Origin of the sequence: Massilia sp. CF038, assembly GCF_900129765.1 — a bacterium.
Classification (GTDB): domain Bacteria; phylum Pseudomonadota; class Gammaproteobacteria; order Burkholderiales; family Burkholderiaceae_D; genus Telluria_A.
In genome coordinates this window covers 233,043-251,330 of record NZ_FQWU01000003.1, presented here as the reverse complement: position 1 = coordinate 251,330, position 18,288 = coordinate 233,043, and the positions used below count along the sequence as shown (strand labels likewise).

Annotated in this window: 18 protein-coding genes; 11 read left to right on the top strand and 7 right to left on the bottom strand. The window is 62.0% G+C overall.

Annotation, left to right across the window (positions count from 1 at the left end):
* Positions 1 to 2 precede the first annotated feature (2 nt).
* The 3 genes from BUC24_RS20350 to BUC24_RS20340 all read right to left on the bottom strand — a co-directional run bounded on the left by BUC24_RS20350 (position 3) and on the right by BUC24_RS20340 (position 3,782).
* The gene (locus tag BUC24_RS20350) at positions 3 to 899 is read right to left on the bottom strand and encodes a branched-chain amino acid ABC transporter permease (RefSeq protein WP_073221027.1); all 897 of its coding nucleotides are present in this window, start codon (positions 897 to 899) and stop codon (positions 3 to 5) included.
* A 97-nt stretch (positions 900 to 996) separates the two neighbouring features.
* Positions 997 to 1,821, bottom strand: coding sequence for an ABC transporter ATP-binding protein (locus BUC24_RS20345; protein WP_073221024.1), 825 nt, complete (start codon positions 1,819 to 1,821; stop codon positions 997 to 999).
* A 14-nt stretch (positions 1,822 to 1,835) separates the two neighbouring features.
* Entirely contained in the window at positions 1,836 to 3,782 is a 1,947-nt protein-coding gene (locus BUC24_RS20340; protein WP_073221021.1) for an AMP-dependent synthetase/ligase, read from the bottom strand.
* Positions 3,783 to 3,981: 199 nt separating this feature from the next.
* Between BUC24_RS20340 and BUC24_RS20335 the strand changes: the two genes are divergently transcribed.
* The 6 genes from BUC24_RS20335 (at position 3,982) to BUC24_RS20310 (ending at position 8,928) form a co-directional block, all read left to right on the top strand.
* Complete coding sequence (locus BUC24_RS20335) at positions 3,982 to 4,593, top strand: Crp/Fnr family transcriptional regulator (protein ID WP_229448509.1); 612 nt, start codon at positions 3,982 to 3,984, stop codon at positions 4,591 to 4,593.
* Between the two features lie 65 nt (positions 4,594 to 4,658).
* Positions 4,659 to 6,476 (top strand): aminopeptidase P family protein, encoded by a 1,818-nt coding sequence (locus BUC24_RS20330; RefSeq protein WP_073221014.1) that lies wholly within the window; start codon positions 4,659 to 4,661, stop codon positions 6,474 to 6,476.
* Positions 6,476 to 6,736 (top strand): hypothetical protein, encoded by a 261-nt coding sequence (locus BUC24_RS20325; protein ID WP_073221011.1) that lies wholly within the window; start codon positions 6,476 to 6,478, stop codon positions 6,734 to 6,736. The genes BUC24_RS20330 and BUC24_RS20325 overlap by 1 nt, the downstream gene beginning before the upstream one ends.
* A gap of 25 nt (positions 6,737 to 6,761) precedes the next feature.
* On the top strand, positions 6,762 to 7,508 hold the full coding sequence (locus BUC24_RS20320; RefSeq protein ID WP_073221008.1) for an MgtC/SapB family protein: 747 nt from the start codon (positions 6,762 to 6,764) through the stop codon (positions 7,506 to 7,508).
* 23 nt (positions 7,509 to 7,531) lie between these two features.
* Positions 7,532 to 8,110, top strand: a complete 579-nt coding sequence (locus tag BUC24_RS20315; RefSeq protein ID WP_073221005.1) for a DUF924 family protein — start codon at positions 7,532 to 7,534, stop codon at positions 8,108 to 8,110.
* The gene (locus BUC24_RS20310) at positions 8,110 to 8,928 is read left to right on the top strand and encodes a Rossmann-like and DUF2520 domain-containing protein (protein WP_073221000.1); all 819 of its coding nucleotides are present in this window, start codon (positions 8,110 to 8,112) and stop codon (positions 8,926 to 8,928) included. Before BUC24_RS20315 ends, BUC24_RS20310 begins: the two co-directional genes overlap by 1 nt.
* On the opposite strand, the gene BUC24_RS20305 is transcribed toward BUC24_RS20310, so the two are convergent.
* Complete coding sequence (locus BUC24_RS20305; RefSeq protein WP_073220997.1) at positions 8,925 to 10,409, bottom strand: sensor domain-containing diguanylate cyclase; 1,485 nt, start codon at positions 10,407 to 10,409, stop codon at positions 8,925 to 8,927. The two genes, BUC24_RS20310 and BUC24_RS20305, sit on opposite strands and share 4 nt — an antisense overlap.
* 127 nt (positions 10,410 to 10,536) lie before the next feature.
* On the opposite strand from BUC24_RS20305, the gene BUC24_RS20300 reads away from it, so the two are divergent.
* Together BUC24_RS20300 and BUC24_RS20295 are read left to right on the top strand one after the other, a co-directional pair.
* A complete protein-coding gene (locus tag BUC24_RS20300) occupies positions 10,537 to 11,049 on the top strand; it encodes a GNAT family N-acetyltransferase (protein ID WP_073220994.1) in 513 nt (170 codons plus the stop codon).
* A gap of 110 nt (positions 11,050 to 11,159) precedes the next feature.
* The gene (locus BUC24_RS20295; protein ID WP_073220991.1) at positions 11,160 to 11,522 is read left to right on the top strand and encodes a hypothetical protein; all 363 of its coding nucleotides are present in this window, start codon (positions 11,160 to 11,162) and stop codon (positions 11,520 to 11,522) included.
* A gap of 1 nt (position 11,523) precedes the next feature.
* Here BUC24_RS20295 and BUC24_RS20290 read toward each other — a convergent pair whose 3' ends face one another.
* A complete protein-coding gene (locus BUC24_RS20290; protein WP_073220988.1) occupies positions 11,524 to 12,102 on the bottom strand; it encodes a putative pterin-binding protein in 579 nt (192 codons plus the stop codon).
* Between the two features lie 47 nt (positions 12,103 to 12,149).
* Here BUC24_RS20290 and BUC24_RS20285 point away from each other — a divergent pair, with 47 nt between their 5' ends.
* Both BUC24_RS20285 and BUC24_RS20280 read left to right on the top strand, forming a co-directional pair.
* On the top strand, positions 12,150 to 12,746 hold the full coding sequence (locus tag BUC24_RS20285; RefSeq protein WP_073220985.1) for an alpha-ketoglutarate-dependent dioxygenase AlkB family protein: 597 nt from the start codon (positions 12,150 to 12,152) through the stop codon (positions 12,744 to 12,746).
* Positions 12,747 to 12,918: 172 nt separating this feature from the next.
* Positions 12,919 to 13,485 carry a porin family protein gene (locus BUC24_RS20280; RefSeq protein ID WP_073220982.1) on the top strand — a complete coding sequence of 189 codons (567 nt, stop codon included), beginning with the start codon at positions 12,919 to 12,921 and terminating at the stop codon, positions 13,483 to 13,485.
* A 47-nt stretch (positions 13,486 to 13,532) separates the two neighbouring features.
* On the opposite strand, the gene ettA is transcribed toward BUC24_RS20280, so the two are convergent.
* Complete coding sequence (gene ettA / locus BUC24_RS20275; RefSeq protein WP_073220978.1) at positions 13,533 to 15,200, bottom strand: energy-dependent translational throttle protein EttA; 1,668 nt, start codon at positions 15,198 to 15,200, stop codon at positions 13,533 to 13,535.
* A 95-nt stretch (positions 15,201 to 15,295) separates the two neighbouring features.
* Entirely contained in the window at positions 15,296 to 16,162 is an 867-nt protein-coding gene (rarD, locus tag BUC24_RS20270; protein WP_073220974.1) for an EamA family transporter RarD, read from the bottom strand.
* A gap of 246 nt (positions 16,163 to 16,408) precedes the next feature.
* Between rarD and BUC24_RS20265 the strand changes: the two genes are divergently transcribed.
* Positions 16,409 to 18,286: a potassium transporter Kup gene (locus BUC24_RS20265; protein WP_073220970.1), complete on the top strand. Its 1,878-nt coding sequence runs from the start codon at positions 16,409 to 16,411 to the stop codon at positions 18,284 to 18,286.
* The last annotated feature ends 2 nt before the right edge of the window (positions 18,287 to 18,288 follow it).

Here is an 18,288-nt window from a genome sequence, read left to right as displayed (position 1 = left end):
GGTCAGATTCTCCGGATGATTTTTTCGCCGAACAGACCTTCCGGCCGCACCAGCAGGAACAACAGGGCCAGCACATAAGGGAACCAGCCCTCGATGCCGCCACCGACCATGGGTCCGATGTACACCTCGGCCAGTTTTTCGGATGCGCCGATGATCAAGCCACCCACAATGGCGCCCGGGACCGACGTAAAGCCGCCCAGAATCAGCACCGGCAGCGCCTTGAGCGCGATGAAGGTGAGCGCGAACTGTACCCCGTTGCGCGCGCCCCACAGCAAGCCCGCCACCAGCGCCACCAGCCCGGCAACCGACCACACCACGGCCCAGATGCGTTGCAGGGGAATGCCGACAGCCAGTGCCGCCTGATGGTCATCGGCCACGGCGCGCAGCGCGCGCCCCACCTTGGTGCGCGAAAACAGTAGTGCCAGCGCCGTCACCAGCAGGGCGCAGATGCCGGCCGCGGTCACGTCGAACTGCGAAACGATGATGTTGTGGTCTTCCATCAGCCAGGCGATGGGCACGTCGTCAATCGGCAAGTCCAGCTTGTGCACTTGCGAGCCCCACATCAGCTGGGCCAGGCCCTCGATGAAAAACGCCAGGCCGATGGTGGCCATGAAGAGCGTGATTTCCGGCTGGTTGACCAGGGGCCGCAACACCACCTTTTCGATGGCCAGCCCAAGTACCACCATCACAGCCATGGTCAGGGGAATGGCGAGCCAGAGCGAGACCCCGAACTTGTCGATGATGCCGACGCAGGTGAGGGCGGCAAAGAACACCATCGCGCCCTGGGCGAAGTTGAAGACGCCGGACGCTTTGTAGATCAGCACAAAGCCAATGGCCACCAGCGCGTACATCACGCCGGAGAGCAGACCGCCGATTAACACTTCAAGAAAAAAGCTCATGTTCTTAGCTGCTTATGCATGGTATGGGTCCCCGCCTTCGCGAGGACGACGAATCAGTGCCACATCGCCCTCGCGAAGGCGGGGGCCCAAGTTGTTCTTAATGTGCGACTCCCAAATACGCATTGATCACCGCCTGGTCCGCCCGCACTTCATCCGGCGTGCCATCGCCGATCTTTTTGCCATAATCAAGCACCACGACCCGGTCCGAAATATCCATCACCACGCCCATGTCATGTTCAATCAGCACGATGGTCGTGCCAAACTGGTCGTTCACATCCAGAATGAAGCGGCACATGTCCTGTTTTTCTTCGACGTTCATGCCAGCCATCGGTTCATCAAGCAGCAGAATGTCCGGCTCGGCCGCCAGGGCCCGTCCCAGCTCGACGCGTTTTTGCAGCCCGTAAGGCAGGCGCCCGACCGGGGTTTTGCGGATCGCCTGGATCTCGAGGAAATCGATGACCTGCTCGGCCTTTTCCCGGTGGGCGATTTCTTCGCGCCGTGCCGGGCCCCAGTACAGGGCCTGCATCAGAAAGTTGGAGCGCATTTTCAGATTACGGCCGGTCATGATGTTATCCAGGACCGTCATGCCCTTGAACAAGGCGATGTTCTGGAAGGTGCGCGCGATGCCGGCCTTTGCCGCGCCATAGCAATCCATATTGCGCCGGTGCTCGCCCCGTAAAACGATTTCACCTTTCTGCGGCCGGTACACCCCATTGATCACATTGAGCATCGAGCTCTTGCCCGCGCCGTTCGGACCAATGATGGCGCGAATTTCATGCTGTCGCACGTCGAAGGAAATGTCGGTCAGTGCCTTCACGCCGCCAAACGAGAGCGAAATATTTTTCAGGTCCAGGATCACCGGGCCGGGCGTGCGCGCCGGCGCTGGCGGCTGGTTCGATGTGTTCAGTTCATTCATCTGCATGTCGGCGGTTCCGCTCACGCCGCTCTCGCGACACTGGGATAGGTGGTTGCGCCCCAGATGCGCAGATCGGCGCTGACGTTGCCGCTGCGGCCATCCTCGAACTTGACCTTGGTGGTGATGAACTGGCTGGTCTTGTCGCTGTAGAGCGCATCGATCAGCACTGCGTATTTGTCTGCAATGAAGGTGCGCCGCACCTTGCGCGTGCGGGTCAGTTCGTCGTCGTCGGGGTCGAGCTCCTTGTGCAAAATCAGGAAGCGGTGAATCTGGGTGTCACCCATCAGCGCCTCGGCTGCCAGGTCGGCATTGACCTTTTCCACACAGCCGCGTATCAGTTCGCCCACGCTGGCATGGCCGGCCAGGTCGGTGTAGCCGGCATAGGCCATGTTGCGCCGTTCGGCCCAGTTGCCGACTGCCTCCATGTCGATGTTGATGAAGGCGCAAACCTGGGCGCGGCCATTGCCGAATGCGACAGCCTCTTTGATGAAGGGGAAGAATTTAAGCTTGTTCTCGATGTAGTTGGGCGCAAACATCGCGCCGCTGCGCATTTTGCCCACGTCGGCCGCGCGGTCAATGATCTTGAGGTGGCCTTCGCTGTCAAAGAGGCCGGCGTCGCCCGTATGGAAGTAGCCGTCGGCGTCGATCACTTCGGCGGTGGCGTCGGCGCGCTTGAAGTAACCGTCCATGGTGGCCGCCGACTTGACCAGCACTTCGCCGTTATCGGCCAGGCGCACTTCGACGCCGGGCGCCGGCAGGCCCACGCTGTCGAACTTGATGTTCCCGTCCGGCTGCAGGCACACGTAGGCGCAGGTTTCAGTGGAACCGTACAGCTGCTTGAGGTTGACGCCGATGGAGCGGTAAAAGCGGAACAAATCAGGTCCGATGGCTGCGCCGGCGGTGTACGCCACGCGCACGCGCGACAAGCCCAGTACATTCTTGAGCGGCCCATACACCAGCAACCGGCCCAGTGCATAGGCAGCGCGGTCTGCAACCGAGACCGCCTTGCCATCGAGGATTTCGGCACCGCAGCGCCTGGCCACATCCATAAAATAAGCAAACATGTGGCGCTTGATGCGGCCGGCATCTTCCATGCGGATGGTGACGCTGGTGAGCATGTTTTCGAATACGCGCGGCGGTGCAAAATAATAAGTGGGTCCGATTTCGCGCAGATCGGTCATGACTGTATCGCCGGACTCCGGGCAGTTGACGGTAAAGCCGGCCACCATGGCCTGGGCCAGCGAGAACAGGCAATCGCCCACCCACGCCATGGGCAGGTAGGACAGAATATCTTCGTGTTCGGTCAGGCGGTCAAAGGCAACCCCGCCCATGCCGGCCGCCAGCAGCGAGGCGTGCGACTGGCACACGCCCTTTGGTTTGCCGGTGGTGCCGGAGGTGTACAGGATGATGGCGGTGTCGCTGCCCCGGCCGGCCTCAATGGCGGCCTCGAAGTAGCCAGGGTTGGCAAGGTCCCAGGCGCGCCCACGTTCCTGCAGGTCGGCCAGCGAAACCAGCGCATCCTGGTGGTAGTGACGCATGCCGCGCGTATCTTCATACGCGATGTGGGCAATTTGCGGGCACAGCGTGCGCAGTTCGAGCAGCTTGTCGACCTGCTCCTGGTCTTCGACGATGGCAAAGGCGATGTCGGCATCGTTCAGTACATACGCCATGTCGGCGGCAGGGGCATCCTGGTACAGCGGTACCGGCACACCGCCCAGGCACTGGGCCGCCAGCATGGACCAGTACAGGCGCGGCCGATTGTCGCCAATGATGGCCAGATTCATACCGCGTGCGAACCCCAGCGACGCCAGGCCGCAGGCAAGCGCGCGCACTTCCTCGTTCACTTGCAGCCAGTTCCAGGTCTGCCAGATGCCCAGATATTTTTCGCGGAAGGCCGGACGCGTCGGGCGCGCCTGACCGTGCGCCAGCAGGCGCCGCGGAAAAGTTGGCAGTTCGGTTGCTTGCACCAGCGTCCCCCTGTACTCGCCCCTGCCGCGCAGGGGTCTTTTTGTGTGATGATAGTAGCTTGCGTTTGAATCGCGTGTTGTCTTTTGAATGACAATTGCGCCCTTTTCGATGTTGCGTCGCACAATGACAAGCCAGCCACAAACTCTGATCGACCATCTGCGTGCCACCATCTGGAGCCGCGCCCTGACCAGCGCCGAAATGATGCGCGTGGAAGCCGACTGTTTCGAGCAGTTCGTGCCCAAAGGCGGGTACGTATGCCGCAAGGGTGAGCTGACCGAAAACTGGGTCGGCATCATCGAAGGCCTGGTCAAGATTAACAATTTTTCGCCCGAAGGGAAAAGCGTCACCTTCACCGGTGTGCCGCCTGGCGGGTGGTTTGGCGAAGGCTCGCTGCTCAAGGATGAAGCGCGCAAATACGATGTGATGGCCCTGCGCGATACGCGCGTGGCGCGCATGCCGCGTGCCACCTTCATCTGGCTGCTGGACGCCAGCCTGCCGTTCACGCGCTTTTTGCTCATGCAGCTCAATGAGCGTCTGGGTCAGTTCATCGGCCAGGTCGAGAGTGACCGCACGCTCGATATTGACACCCGCGTGGCGCGCTGCCTGGCCGCGATGTTCAATTCGCACCTGTACCCGGGTCTGGAAAAAGTCGTGCAGATTTCGCAGGAGGAGATCGGCTATCTGTCGGGCGCCTCGCGCCAGCGTGCCAACCAGGCCTTGCAGCTGCTGGAAAAGGAGGGGCTGCTGCGGCTCGACTATGGCGGCATCCGCATCCTCGACCTGGAAGGCTTGCGTCATTTCCAGGCCTGAGGGGGTATGATGGAGGCATCTGAAAAAACACACGTCGCCCCGGTCGGCAAGGGCGATGGAACACCATGACACCACCCGCAACATCCGGACAGCGCAGCACCCACCTCGAACGTTTGCGCGCAGCCATGCGCCATCACCGCATCGACGCGCTGGTCGTGCCGTCGTCCGACCCGCATTTGTCTGAATACCTGCCCGAACGCTGGAAGGGGCGCGAATGGCTGTCCGGCTTTACCGGCTCGGTCGGCACCCTGATTGTGACCCACGATGGCGCCGGCGTCTGGACCGATGCGCGCTACTGGACCCAGGCCGAAGCTGAACTGGCCGGCAGCGGCATCGCCCTGCACAAGACCAGTTCCGGCGCCAGCCTGCAGCATATCGACTGGCTGGCGGCTCACCTCAAGCGCGGGCATACGGTGGCCGTTGACGCGCAGGTGCTGGCGCTGGCCAGCGCGCGCCTGATGGCGGACGCGCTGCACGTGCGCGGCATCAATCTACTGACCGATGTCGACCTGCTCGACACGGTCTGGACCGACCGCCCCACGCTGCCAAAGGCGCCGGTGTACGAGCACAAGGGGCCGTATGTCGTCATCAACCGGGTCGGCAAACTGGCGGCCACGCGCGCCGCCATGGCCAAGCTGGGTGCGACCCACCATTTCATTTCCACCCTCGACGACATCGCCTGGCTGTTCAATCTGCGAGGCGCCGACGTCAGCTACAACCCCGTGTTCCTGGCCCACGCCCTGATTGGTCCGCAAGGCGCGACCCTGTTTGTGGGCGACGGCAAAATCAGCCCCGAACTGCGCCAGCGCCTGATGCAGCAAGGCGTTGAAGTGGCGCGCTACGGCGAAGCGGGCGAAGCCCTGTCCGACCTCGATTCGGGCGCCGTGCTGCTGCTTGATCCGCGTCGCGTCACGGCTGGCATGCGCGCTGCCCTCGATGGTGGCATCAAGGTGATCGAGGCGATCAATCCAAGCACCATTGCCAAGTCGCGCAAGGACGATACCGAAGCGGTCTACGTGCGCAGCACCATGGAGCAGGATGGCGCGGCCCTGTGCGAGTTTTTCGCCTGGCTCGAACAGCAGCTGGCCGACCCGCTGCGCGCACCGCTCACCGAAAGCATGATCGACGGCGCCATCACCGAAGCGCGGGCGCGCCGTCCCGGCTTTGTCAGCCCCAGTTTTGCCACCATTGCCGGCTTTAACGCCAACGGCGCAGTGATCCATTACCGCGCCCAGGCCGGTACCGATGCCGTCATCGAAGGCGACGGCCTGCTGCTCATCGATTCCGGCGGCCAGTACCTCGGCGGCACCACCGACATCACGCGCATGGTCGCAGTCGGCACGCCGTCAGCAGCCCAGCGGCGCGACTGCACGCTGGTGCTCAGGGGCCTGATTGCGCTGTCGGCCGCGCAGTTTCCACGCGCTACCCGTGCGCCCATGCTCGATGCGCTGGCGCGCGCACCCATCTGGGCAGCCGGTATCGATTACGGCCACGGCACCGGGCACGGCGTCGGCTTCTTCCTGAATGTGCACGAAGGCCCGCAATCGATTTCCGCCACCGCCATGCCCGAGCCGCAGACCGCCATGGAACAGGGCATGATCACCTCCATCGAGCCGGGTATTTACCGGCCCGGGCGCTGGGGTGTGCGCTTTGAGAACCTGGTGCTGAACCAGAGTGCCGGGTTGACCGAGTTTGGCGAATTTCTGCGCTTTGAAACCCTGACCCTGTGCCCGATTGACGTGCGCTGCATCGATCCCGATCTGTTGCACGCGGACGAGCGGGCCTGGCTCAATGATTATCACGCGCTGGTGCGCACTCGCCTGGCGCCGCATGTGTCAGGCGCGGCGGCGCACTGGCTCGAACGCACCACGGAGGCAATCTGATGTCAACCGCACGTTCCACCCGCGCCAGCGCCGCCGTCGACCGCCTCAAGGTCAGGAGCGGCAATCCTGGCTACTCCATGGCACGCACGGGCGAAGGCCTGTTTTTTCTGTCCGAAGCACCGGGCGAACCGCCACTGTGCGCACCGCTGGAGCTGGACGAATTTGTCGCCTTTGTCAACGGCCTGGGGCCGCAGACGCCGCGCCGCGTCAGCAAGCTCGATGTGGCGTTCGAAAAACAGCTGACGCGCAAAAAGCCGTAGGCGCTTGGCGCCACAGGAGCATCGCATGACGTTTAGTGAATTGATCGCGGCCTATTGGTCGAAACCCGAAATCGCCACCAACCTGGTGATTTTATTGAACCTGATGGGCGCGCTCACACTCGGCCTGCTGGTTGGCTACGAACGCTCCTACCATGGCCGCGCCGCCGGCATGCGCACCTATGGTCTGGTGTGCATGGCGTCGGCCGCGCTGACCATCGTGGGCGGCTACCCAGGCTTCTGGTTTGGTGGCAATGGTGCCGCCATGATGACGGCGGGCGACCCGACCCGCATCATTCAAGGCATTGTCACCGGCATCGGCTTCCTGGGGGCCGGCGTGATCATGCGCGAGGGCTTCAACATCAGCGGCCTGACCACCGCGGCATCCATCTGGACCTCGGCCGTGATCGGGATTCTGGTGGGTGTCGGCTTTTACATGGCGGCCATGGGCCTGGCCTTCATGTCGGCCATGATCATGATTTACCTGTCCAAGATCGAGGCCTGGCTGCCATCGCGCCACGCGGTTGCCATCATGATGCGCTTCAAAAAAGATTACATACCGCGCGAAGATGCGCTGCGCCGTATTGCGCTGGAACGCGGCTACGCCATTGCTGGCGGTTCGCTCACCATTGGCTGCACCGAAGGCATGCAGGAGTGGCGTTTTGTGGCGCTGGCGCTGTCGAAAAAAAGTGGTGCGCCGCTGCCCGCGCTGGCGGCCGAACTGGCCGCGTTTGCCGGCATCGACAGCTTCCAGATCTCGCACGCGCGTAACTGATTCACTGCCCAAGGAGAGCTGCAATGAGCCCCCAGGACGTACTTGATTTCTGGTTTCTGCCACCTGGCAGCCCTGGCCATGGCGAGCAGCGCGCGCTCTGGTTCCGCAAGGACGACGAGGTCGACGCCGCCATCAAAACCCGCTTTGGCGGCGTGCTCGAACAAGCAGTGGCGGGTGGCTTGCGCGAATGGGATGAGCAGGGCGCAGCTGGCGTACTGGCGCGCATCCTGGTGCTGGACCAGTTCACCCGCAATGCCTGGCGCGGCACCCCGGCCTCGTTTTCGGGTGACGCGCTGGCGCTGGCCGCGGCCGAAGGCCTGGTCGCGCGTGGCGCCGACCGCGGCCTGACGCCGCTGCAGCGCTGGTTTGTCTACATGCCCTTCGAACATGCCGAGGATGCCCGCATGCAGGAGCAATCGGTGGCGCTGTTCGGCGCACTGGCAGCTGAGAACCCGGGCTTTGAAGGCGCGCTCGATTACGCGCACAAGCACCGTGGGGTGATTGCCCGCTTTGGCCGCTTCCCACACCGCAATCCGATTCTGGGGCGTGCTTCCACGCCCGAAGAAGTCGATTACCTGGCGCAGCCAGGGTCCGGTTTTTGATGGCACCGACTCTCAATATTGTTGGCGCGGGCAAGGTCGGGCGTACGCTGGGCCGCCTGTTTGCTGCCGGCGGCAGCTTTGTTATCCAGGATGTGCTCACGCGCTCTCCCGCCAGCGCGCACGAGGCGCTGCATTTCATCGGCGCCGGCACTGCGGCTGCCAGCCTGAGCGCCATGCGCCCAGCGCAGGTGTGGATGCTGGCGGCCGGCGACGACCAGTTGGCCGTTGTTGGCAGCGCCCTCGCTGCACGTGCCGATATGGCTGGCACCATCGTGTTTCACTGCAGCGGCGCGCGCTCGGCACTGGAACTGGCGTCTTTGCGCGCCGCGGGCGCGATGACCGCCAGCGTGCATCCGATCCGCAGCTTTGCGGATCCGGCGCAGGTGGCGGCGCAGTTTGAAGGGACGTTTTGTGGCGTGGAAGGCGACAGCGACGCGCTGGCCGTGCTGCTGCCGGCCTTCGCCGCCATTGGCGCGCGCTGCGTTGAAATCGACGCCGCGGCAAAAACGGTGTATCACGCCGCTTCGGTGTTTGCCTCGAATTACCTGGTGACAGTACTCGATGCCGCGCTGCGGGCCTATCAGGCTGCGGGCATCTCTGAAAGCGTGGCGCGCGAGCTGGCAGCCCCGCTGGCCCAGGAATCGATGGCCAATGTATTTCGCCTGGGCGCCGGCGCGGCGCTGACCGGGCCGATCGCACGGGGCGACTTTGCTACCGTCGCGCGCCAGCAGGCGGCGCTGGACGACTGGGACGGACCGAGCGGCGAGCTGTATCGGGCCCTGGCGGTGGCCACCACGGCCTTGGCGCAAGGCCGTTAGAACAGCTGGTGCGCCAGCGTGGCCGGGTGCGATGCACTGGCCACGTTGCGCCCGCGGTTCTTGGCTGCATACAGCGCATCGTCGACCCGCGCAAAGAAAGCGGCCTGGGTCTCGTCGTCATGGAACTGGGCCACACCCAGGCTGATGGTGACCGGTGCGCCATCGTTGCGCAGGCCGAAATCATGTTCGGCCACACGCATGCGCAGGTTTTCTGCAATCGCCATCGCCTGACTCAGGTTGCAGTCGCCCAGCAGCACCATGTATTCCTCGCCGCCCCAGCGCGTGACAACGTCGCTGGCGCGTACGGCGTCGAGCGCAATGGCGGCCACCTGGCGGATCACCGCGTCGCCCGCCGTATGGCCAAAATTGTCGTTGACGGTCTTGAAGTGGTCGATGTCGAACAAGATCGCCGACAGGGGCCGCCCGGTGCGCTTGCTGAGCAGGGCGCTCTGATTGAACAGCAGCGCCAGGGCCTGGCGGTTGAGCAGGCCAGTGAGTACGTCGGTGGTCGCCATTTTCTGCAGGCGGCGCTGGAAGCGGTTGACGGTAAACAGGGTCACAATCAGCACCAGCAGGGTCACGCCAAAGCTGATGCCAAAGTTGATGGCAAAGATGCGCGTCAGCGGCTGGATATTGCCGCTCACGTTCTGCTCCACCACCAGATACCAGTTCACCTCGGGCACATAGCGCGAATTGACCATTACCTCCGATTTGCCATTGCCGTAAGAAAGGCTGGTCGGCTCGGTGCTGCGGTTCAGGATGGCCGGGGCGATGTCCTTCATGCCGGTGCGGCGCGCCAGCAGTTTCTGGTCCGGCTTGACGCTGGAGCCGGACAGCACCACCTTGCCTTCACCGTTGACAAAATAGATGTTGCGCCCATAGCGCTGCTGATATCGCGCCAGCACCTCATTCAGGGCGGCCAGCGTGATCTCGACCCCGGTCGCGCCGACAAAATGACCGCTGGCGTCGACCACCCGGTGATTGATGAACAGCGTGGGCTGGCCCGTCTGTTCGGTATCGATGTCGATATTGGTGTCGTATTTGGTACGCGGCTGTGCCTTGATCTTGAAGAACCATTTGTCGATGGGCCGGTCTTCCAGCAGTTCATCGGGCGCACCGTAGGTGTGGTACAGCTTGCGGCTGGCGTCAGACGCCATGAAGCTGGCCACGGTCCCGTACTGGGCCTTGATGTCGCCCAGGTAGGCCAGAATGGCGGCCTCGTGTTTGTCGGGGGCGGCCAGCCAGTCGCGCACTTTCGGATCCTGCGCCATCAGCGAGGCCACAAACACCGGGTACAGAATGTCCTTCTGCAAGCCAGAGTAGATCAGATCGCCGGTAAGAGGCAATGCCTGCTCGGAAATGCTGTGCTCGATGGCATCGCGCGACGCAATGTACGCGGCCACGCTGGTCGTCAAAAAGCCGCCGATCAGTATCAGTGTAATCCAGCCCAGCAAGCGGTAGTTCGCTGCAAACAGACGCATCAGTGTGTCACTTATCCTGGTAATTTTTGAGCAACGCCCGAGTATGCCGCAGGGGTCGGAGCGGTGCAATGGATTGTTGGCATGACTGTGGTTAGAATGCCCTATAGAAAACAAAGCGGAAAACGTGATGATTCGACATGCAAGGCAAGACGATTTTGCGCAATTGCTGCGCCTGTACCGTGCAGTGGCAGCCGTGCCTGACGGCCTGGCGCGCACGCCGGACGAGGTCAGCGAAGCCTATGTGGCCGGCTTCATGGGCAAGGCGGCGGCCGACGGCATCGAGCTCGTCTACGAGGAAGAGGGTGAGCTGCTGGGCGAGATCCACGCCTCGCGGGTGGGCATTGCCAGCCTGGCCCACTTGCTGACCGATCTGACCATTGCCGTGGCGCCCCATGCACAAGGGCGTGGGGTGGGGCGCGCCCTGTTCCAGGGCTTGCTGGACGAAGTGATGGAACAGATGCCTCACATCACCCGGGTGGAACTGTTTGCGCGCGACAGCAACGTCAAGGCGCGCAAGCTGTACACCTCGCTTGGTTTCGTCGAAGAAGGGCGGCTGCGGGCACGGGTCAACAATGCGCGGGGCGAAGCGGAAACCGACACCGTTATGGGCTGGCTGCGTCCGGCCCGTGGTTTTGCGTAAGAAAACATGCAATGATGCATCGACAAATGCCGCGAATCGCAATAAGCTAGATTACTCGTGCAGAAGCTGCACCGACTCGGAAAGACAAGCGGTCCGCAAAGGAGACAGCGATGTTATTTTTGAAGAGCACCTCAGAGACCAAGGCGCCTGGCATTTACGAAGTCGACATCGCTGCCAAGCCACCGGGCAAGACGTTCGGCGTCTTTCTTGCGACCGATCCCGACAACCCACCCACGGCACTGCTGACAGCGCTGGCGGAAATGGGTTTCACCAACACCCACAGCCAGGCCTATACCCACCGCGACCGCGGCAAAGTGCTTGACCTGCATTACCAAAAGAACGGGACCGACCTGTTTAATGGCTGGAAAACCGAGGAGTGCACTGCCAATCTGGCTGCCATCGACGCCTTGTTTGCCGGGATGGGTATTCAGGTCACCCCGCGCGTGATGACCCTGGCCGAAGCCTACGCCTGAATCAGCCCAGCACCTCGATGTGATACATGCCCCAGGGGCAATTGCCAAACCGTTCATTGAGCGGTTTGGCAGCCAGCGCAGGCACCCGGTCGGCGTCAAACACAGCCCATAAGGGGCCCAGTCCGCCCAGTGCCAGCGGCTGCCCGTCGATGTGTGTGGCAACAATGAAACGCAAGTCCCTGACCTCGGCCCCGCTGACGCTGGCGGCGTAGCCATCCAGCGCCCGCAAGGCCAATTTGCTGCCATCCTGCAAGCGTATCCCGGCCAGGGCCAGAACCTGTGTCAGCAAGGGGCCGCGCAGCGTGTGGACCTTGCCGTCGTATTCCAGGGTCGGCCGGATGGTCACGGCAGGCAAGCCAGCCAGCGCTGCAAAGTCCAGGCTGAACGCCTGCGTGAATGCCAGCTTGTGTTTGCCCATCAGAATGTCCCGGCCGGGATCGAACTGCCCGCGATTGGTCTTGCCCAGTGCGCCCGTCAGGGTCAGCAGGACTGGGCCGCCGCTGCCTGCCTTGGCCGTGCCCGCCGCGGCGGCGCCGCTGGCGGCAAGCAGGGCAGCGCCCATGAAGTCACGTTTATTCATGCGAAAATGTCCTCGTTTCTGTTTCCGCCATCATAGCCGCTTCGCCCATGGACTTGTTCGCCCCTGACGCCACCTTGCGCCCGATTCCACTGGAAGATGGGGAACTGGCCATGCTGTCCCAGTTGCCGCTCGCGCACAGCAACGAGAGCGTGCTGGCGCAGTTGATTGCCGAAACCGACTGGCGGGCCGATTCGATCACGCTGTGGGGCAAATCTTTCCTGCAGCCGCGCCTGACGGCCTGGCACGGTGACGCACGCTACCGCTATTCCGGCCTGACCCTGGACCCTCTGCCATGGACACCCTTGCTGGCCGAAATACGGGCTGCCGTCGAGGCGGCGACCGGCCGGGCCTTCAACAGCGTGCTGCTCAATTATTACCGCAACGAACGCGACAGCATGGGCATGCACAGCGACGATGAAGCCGAGCTGGGCCCGGCGCCGGCCATCGGCTCGGTCAGTTTCGGCGCAACCCGGACCTTGATCCTGCGCCACAAGGCCAGCAAACGCAGCCTGAAGATCGATCTGACCGATGGCAGCCTGCTGCTCATGGCAGGCAATACTCAAGCTAACTGGCAGCACGGCATCAACAAATCCACCCGGCCTTTGGGACCGCGCGTCAACCTCACTTTCCGCTTCATCGCCTAATTTCCGGCAATTTCGGTCAATACATGCATATATTGATGACTGGAAAGTCAGTAACATTCGCTTACGTTTCTTACTTAAACGGCAAAGCGCAGGACACATCCCGATGCTATCTTGATTACTCCGCGATTCATCGGGAATTGCGGAACAGACCGTTTTAAAAAAGGAACCGCAAATGAAAAAGATTATTTTTGCAATGATCGCTGGTGCAACCGTGTTCAGTGGCGCTGCCATGGCCCAAAGCAAACCGTACGTGGGTGTGGCAGTGGCCAGCGCCTCGAACGAATTCAAGATCGGCGGCGCGACCAATGTGGACGCGGAAGGCTGGAAGCCAGCGGCCAAGATCTTCGGCGGCGTCGACTTCACCCCGACCTTCGGTATGGAAGCCGGCTACACCGACCTGCGCAAGGCGGACACCTCGTTCAACATTGGCGGCACCGGTTACACGGGCACCACCGACGGTCACCGTGCCTATCTGGCGGGCAAGGCAACCATGCCCGTCAACGAGCAATTCTCGGTCTACGGCAAGCTGGGTGCTGGTTACACCAAGACCAAGCTGAGCACCACGGCGCCTGGCCTGTCCGGCAGCGACAGCAAGACCGAGGTGTACGCTGGCCTGGGTGGCCAGTACAACCTGAGCGACAAGGCCGCCCTGATTCTCGAATATGAGCGCTATGGCAAGAGCAAGGATGTGGGCGCCAAGGCAGACGCCATCACCGCTGGCGCCAAGTTCAGCTTCTAAGTTCTCGGCAGCATGAAAAAAGGGTCCCGCATGGGACCCTTTTTGTTTTACACCGTGAGCGGCTTGTAGCGGATGCGCTTCGGCTTGGCGCCCTCTTCACCCAGACGCTTCTTCTTGTCGGCTTCGTATTCCTGATAGTTGCCGTCAAAGAAGGTGACTTGCGAGTTACCTTCGAAGGACAGGATGTGGGTCGCAATCCGGTCCAGGAACCAGCGATCGTGGGAAATAACCATGACGCTGCCGGCAAATTCCAGCAAGGCATCTTCCAGCGCGCGCAAGGTTTCCACGTCCAGATCGTTGGATGGTTCATCGAGCAGCAACACGTTGCCGCCCTTGAGCAGGGTCTTGGCCAGATGCAGACGGCCGCGTTCACCGCCCGACAGGTTGCCCACCAACTTTTGCTGATCCGAACCTTTGAAGTTGAAGCGGCCCAGGTAGGCGCGTGATGGCATGTCGAACCGGCCCACGGTCAGCATGTCGGCGCCGCCGGAGACATCGTCAAACACCGACTTGTTGTCGGCCAGCTTGTCGCGGCTTTGGTCGACCAGCGAAATGCGCGCCGTCTGGCCAATGGCCACTTCGCCGCTGTCTGGCGTATCCAGACCGGCAATCATCTTGAACAGGGTCGACTTACCGGCACCGTTGGGGCCGATGATACCGACGATCGCGCCAGGTGGAACCGTGAAGGAGACGTTGTCCATCAGCAGGCGGTCGCCAAAGGCTTTCGACACGTTCTTGAATTCGATCACGTCGTTACCCAAACGTTCGGCCACAGGAATGAAAATCTCCTGGGTCTCGTTGCGTTTCTGGTATTCGTACTCGCTCAGCTCATTGAAGCGGGCCAGACGGGCCTTGGACTTGGCCTGGCGCGCCTTCGGATTCTGGCGCGACCATTCCAATTCCTTGGCCAGGGCCTTCTGGCGTGCCGATTCGCTCGATTCTTCCTGCTTCAGGCGGGCCGACTTCTGGTCCAGCCAGGTCGAATAATTGCCTTTCCAAGGGATGCCGTGGCCGCGGTCCAGTTCCAGGATCCACTCGGCAGCATTGTCGAGGAAGTAGCGATCGTGGGTGATGGCAACCACAGTGCCCGGGAAGCGCAGCAGGAATTGCTCGAGCCAGTCGACCGATTCCGCATCCAGGTGGTTGGTTGGCTCATCGAGCAGCAGCATGTCGGGCTTGGCCAGCAGCAAGCGGCACAGCGCCACGCGGCGCTTTTCACCGCCCGACAGCACGCCGACCTTGGCTTCCCAGGGTGGCAGGCGCAGCGCATCGGCCGCCATTTCCAGCTGCAAATTCAAGTTGCCGCCATCGGAGGTGGAAATGATGGCTTCCAGGCGCGCCTGCTCGGCAGCCAGCGCGTCGAAGTCCGCATCTTCGTCGGCATAGGCGGCGTACACGGCGTCAAGCTTGGCTTGCGCCTCAAATACTTCGCCCAGGCCGGACTCGACCACCTGGCGGACCGTCATCTCGGGGTCAAGCTGCGGTTCCTGCGGCAGGTAGCCAATATTCAGGCCCGGCATTGGCACGGCTTCGCCCTGAATGTCAGTATCGATGCCTGCCATAATTTTCAGCAAAGTCGACTTGCCGGAACCATTCAGGCCCAGCACGCCGATCTTCGCTCCTGGAAAGAACGACAGCGAAATATCCTTGAGGATCTGGCGTTTCGGCGGGACGATTTTGCCCACGCGGTTCATGGTATAGACGTAATTGGCCATTAAGGAGTCTCGGGTATTGAACGGAAGTGCAACAGGATACAGTAAACACGGCCCGGAAAGCACCCCGCGCCGCGCCAACCCCAAACATTGTTGGTTCAGGTTTTTTTGAGCATGCCTTCGGCGGCGTACAGGGCCAGGGCGCTCCAGATCAGGGCAAAGCCGGCCAGGCGCGCGCTGGTGAAGGCTTCGTGGAACAGGAAAATGCCCAGGCTGAGCTGGATGGTGGGGCCAATGTATTGCAGCAGGCCCAGAACCGACAAGGGAATCTTGCGCGCGCCGGAAGCGAACAGCAGCAGCGGCACCGCCGTGATCGGCCCGGCTGCCACCAGCAGCCAGCGCACATTGTCCGAATCGGTTGTGATGAAACTGTTCTGTCCATGCACGGTCAACCAGATAATGTAGCCTAGCGCGAACGGAAACAGGATCATGGTCTCGAACGACAAACCTTCCAGCGCGCCCAGGGCCGCTGTCTTGCGCATCAGGCCGTAGCCGCCAAAGGACGCGGCCAGCATCAGGGCAATCCAGGGCATGTGCCCGGCCTGCCAGGTCAGCCACAGCACGCCCAGGCCCGCCAGGCCGATCGCCGCCCATTGGCCAAGCCGCAGCCTTTCTTTGAGCACAAGGTAGCCCAGCATCACATTGACCAGGGGATTGATAAAGTAGCCGAGACTGGCTTCAATCACGTGCCCGCTGTTGACGGCCCAGATGTACAGCAGCCAGTTTCCCGACAGCAGGAGCGAGCTGAGTGCGAAGCTGAGCATCACGCGCGGCTGCCCGCGCAGCGCCGCTAGCCATTTCCACTGCCGCCGCACGGTCAATACAATGGCCAGAAACAGCAGCGACCACAGCACCCGATGCACCAGAATCTCGGTCGGCGGCACCGCGCTCAGGGCATGAAAATACAGCGGGAACAGACCCCAGCAGAGAAATGCCAGGGCGGCGGACAAAATGCCGGTACGCATGGGTGGGCGATCTAAAAAATTCGGTGGATCAACATTATGGCGCGTTTGTCCCGCCCTTGCTTGCCACGCCCCCGGCGCCAGCGCTCGCCACGGTGCCCGCAGAACACCTCGTATGTACCGCGCTGGTGGTACAGTTGAGCGTCTTGCACAGATGCCGGCGCGGCCCACCACCATGCGAATCCTCCTTGCTTTTTCTCCAGCCGTATTCTATTGTGCGATGCAACAAAACCACAATAAGGTGCAATCTTGACCTCGGAACACAAGAAAAGCAGTCTGGCGGCAATGACCTTGTCCGCCATCGGGATCGTCTACGGCGATATCGGCACCAGCCCGCTCTACACCCTCAAGGCAATCTTCGATCCGGACCACGGTCTCACCCTCAACAGCGGTAATCTGCTGGGCGTCATCTCCCTCATCTTCTGGGCGCTGACGATGATTGTGTCGCTCAAATATGTCACCCTCGTGCTGCGTGCGGACAACCGCGGCGAGGGCGGGATCATGGCGCTGATGGCCCTGGTTCTCAATGCCGTCACGCGCCATTCGCGCTGGCACTTGCCGCTGATGATCGTCGGCGTGTTTGGCGCCACCATGTTCTACGGCGACAGCGTGATCACCCCAGCCATTTCGGTGCTCGGCGCGATCGAAGGTCTGGAAGTGGCCGCGCCTGGCATGACGCGCTTTGTGGTGCCCATCACGATTGCCGTGCTGATCGGCCTGTACATGCTGCAGCGCCATGGCACGGCCGGCATTGGCCGCTGGTTCGGGCCGGTGATGGTGCTGTGGTTCGGCACCCTGGCGGTACTGGGCGTGGTGCATATCGCGCAGGCGCCGCAAATTCTTGCTGCGCTCAATCCCTTGTGCGCGCTGGCGTTCATGGTCGAGAATAAATTTGTCGCCTTTGTCGCGCTGGGTGCCGTGGTGCTGGCCATTACCGGCGCCGAAGCCCTGTATGCCGACATGGGCCACTTCGGCAAGAAGCCGATTCGCGCGGCCTGGTTCATGGTCTGCTTCCCGGCGCTGGCCCTTAATTATCTGGGCCAGGGCGCGCTGCTGATCGCCCATCCCGATGCGGTCAGCAATCCTTTCTTCAATCAAGTGTCGGGCTGGCTGATTTATCCGCTGGTGCTGCTCTCGACCATGGCCGCTGTGATTGCGTCGCAAGCCACCATTTCCGGCACCTTCTCGATGACCAAGCAAGCCATTGCGCTTGGCCTGCTGCCGCGCATGCGTGTGCTGCACACCTCGGAAAGCGAAATCGGCCAGATCTACATCCCGGCCGTCAACTGGCTGCAATTGAGCATCGTGCTGCTCGCGGTCCTGATCTTCCAGTCGTCCGACAATCTGGCCGGCGCCTACGGCATCGCGGTCACCGCCACCATGCTGTGCACCACTGTGCTGACCTTCTTCGTGACGCGCTACCGCTGGCATCTGCCGCTGGCGCTGTGCTTCGGTGCGACTGGTTTCTTCCTGATCATGGACATCATGCTGTTGTCCTCGACCACGCTCAAGCTGTTCCACGGTGGCTGGTTCCCGCTGCTGCTGGGTGCGGTGCTGTTCACCGGCATGATGACCTGGAAAGAGGGGCGCCATCTGGTGTTCCAGAACCTGCAGAAGCACGCGATTCCGCTGGAAGATTTCCTCGCTTCCCTGTTCGTGGCGCCACCGACCCGTGTGTACGGCACCGCGATCTTCCTGCGTGGCGAGAGCGATGGCGTGCCGCATGCACTGCTGCACAATCTGTCGCACAACAAAGTGCTGCACGAGCGCGTGGTCTTCCTCACTGTCCATATGGTCGAGGAGCCGTGGGTACCGGTGGCAGACCAGGCCAAGGTCGTCGAGCTGGGCCACAATTGCTTCCAGGTCAATGTGTACTACGGCTTCAAGGATGAACCGGATATTCCGCGCGTGCTGGCCCAATGCGCCGAGCATGGCTTGCCGTTCGAGATGATGGAAACCTCGTTCTTCATTGCCCGTCAGACCGTGATCTCCACGCCGGGCGCGGGCATGGCGCCGTGGCGCGAGCATTTATTTGTAGGCATGTCGCGCAATGCACGCGGCGCTGCCGACTACTATCAGATCCCGACCAACCGCGTGATCGAGCTCGGTACCCAAGTGGAAATTTAAGA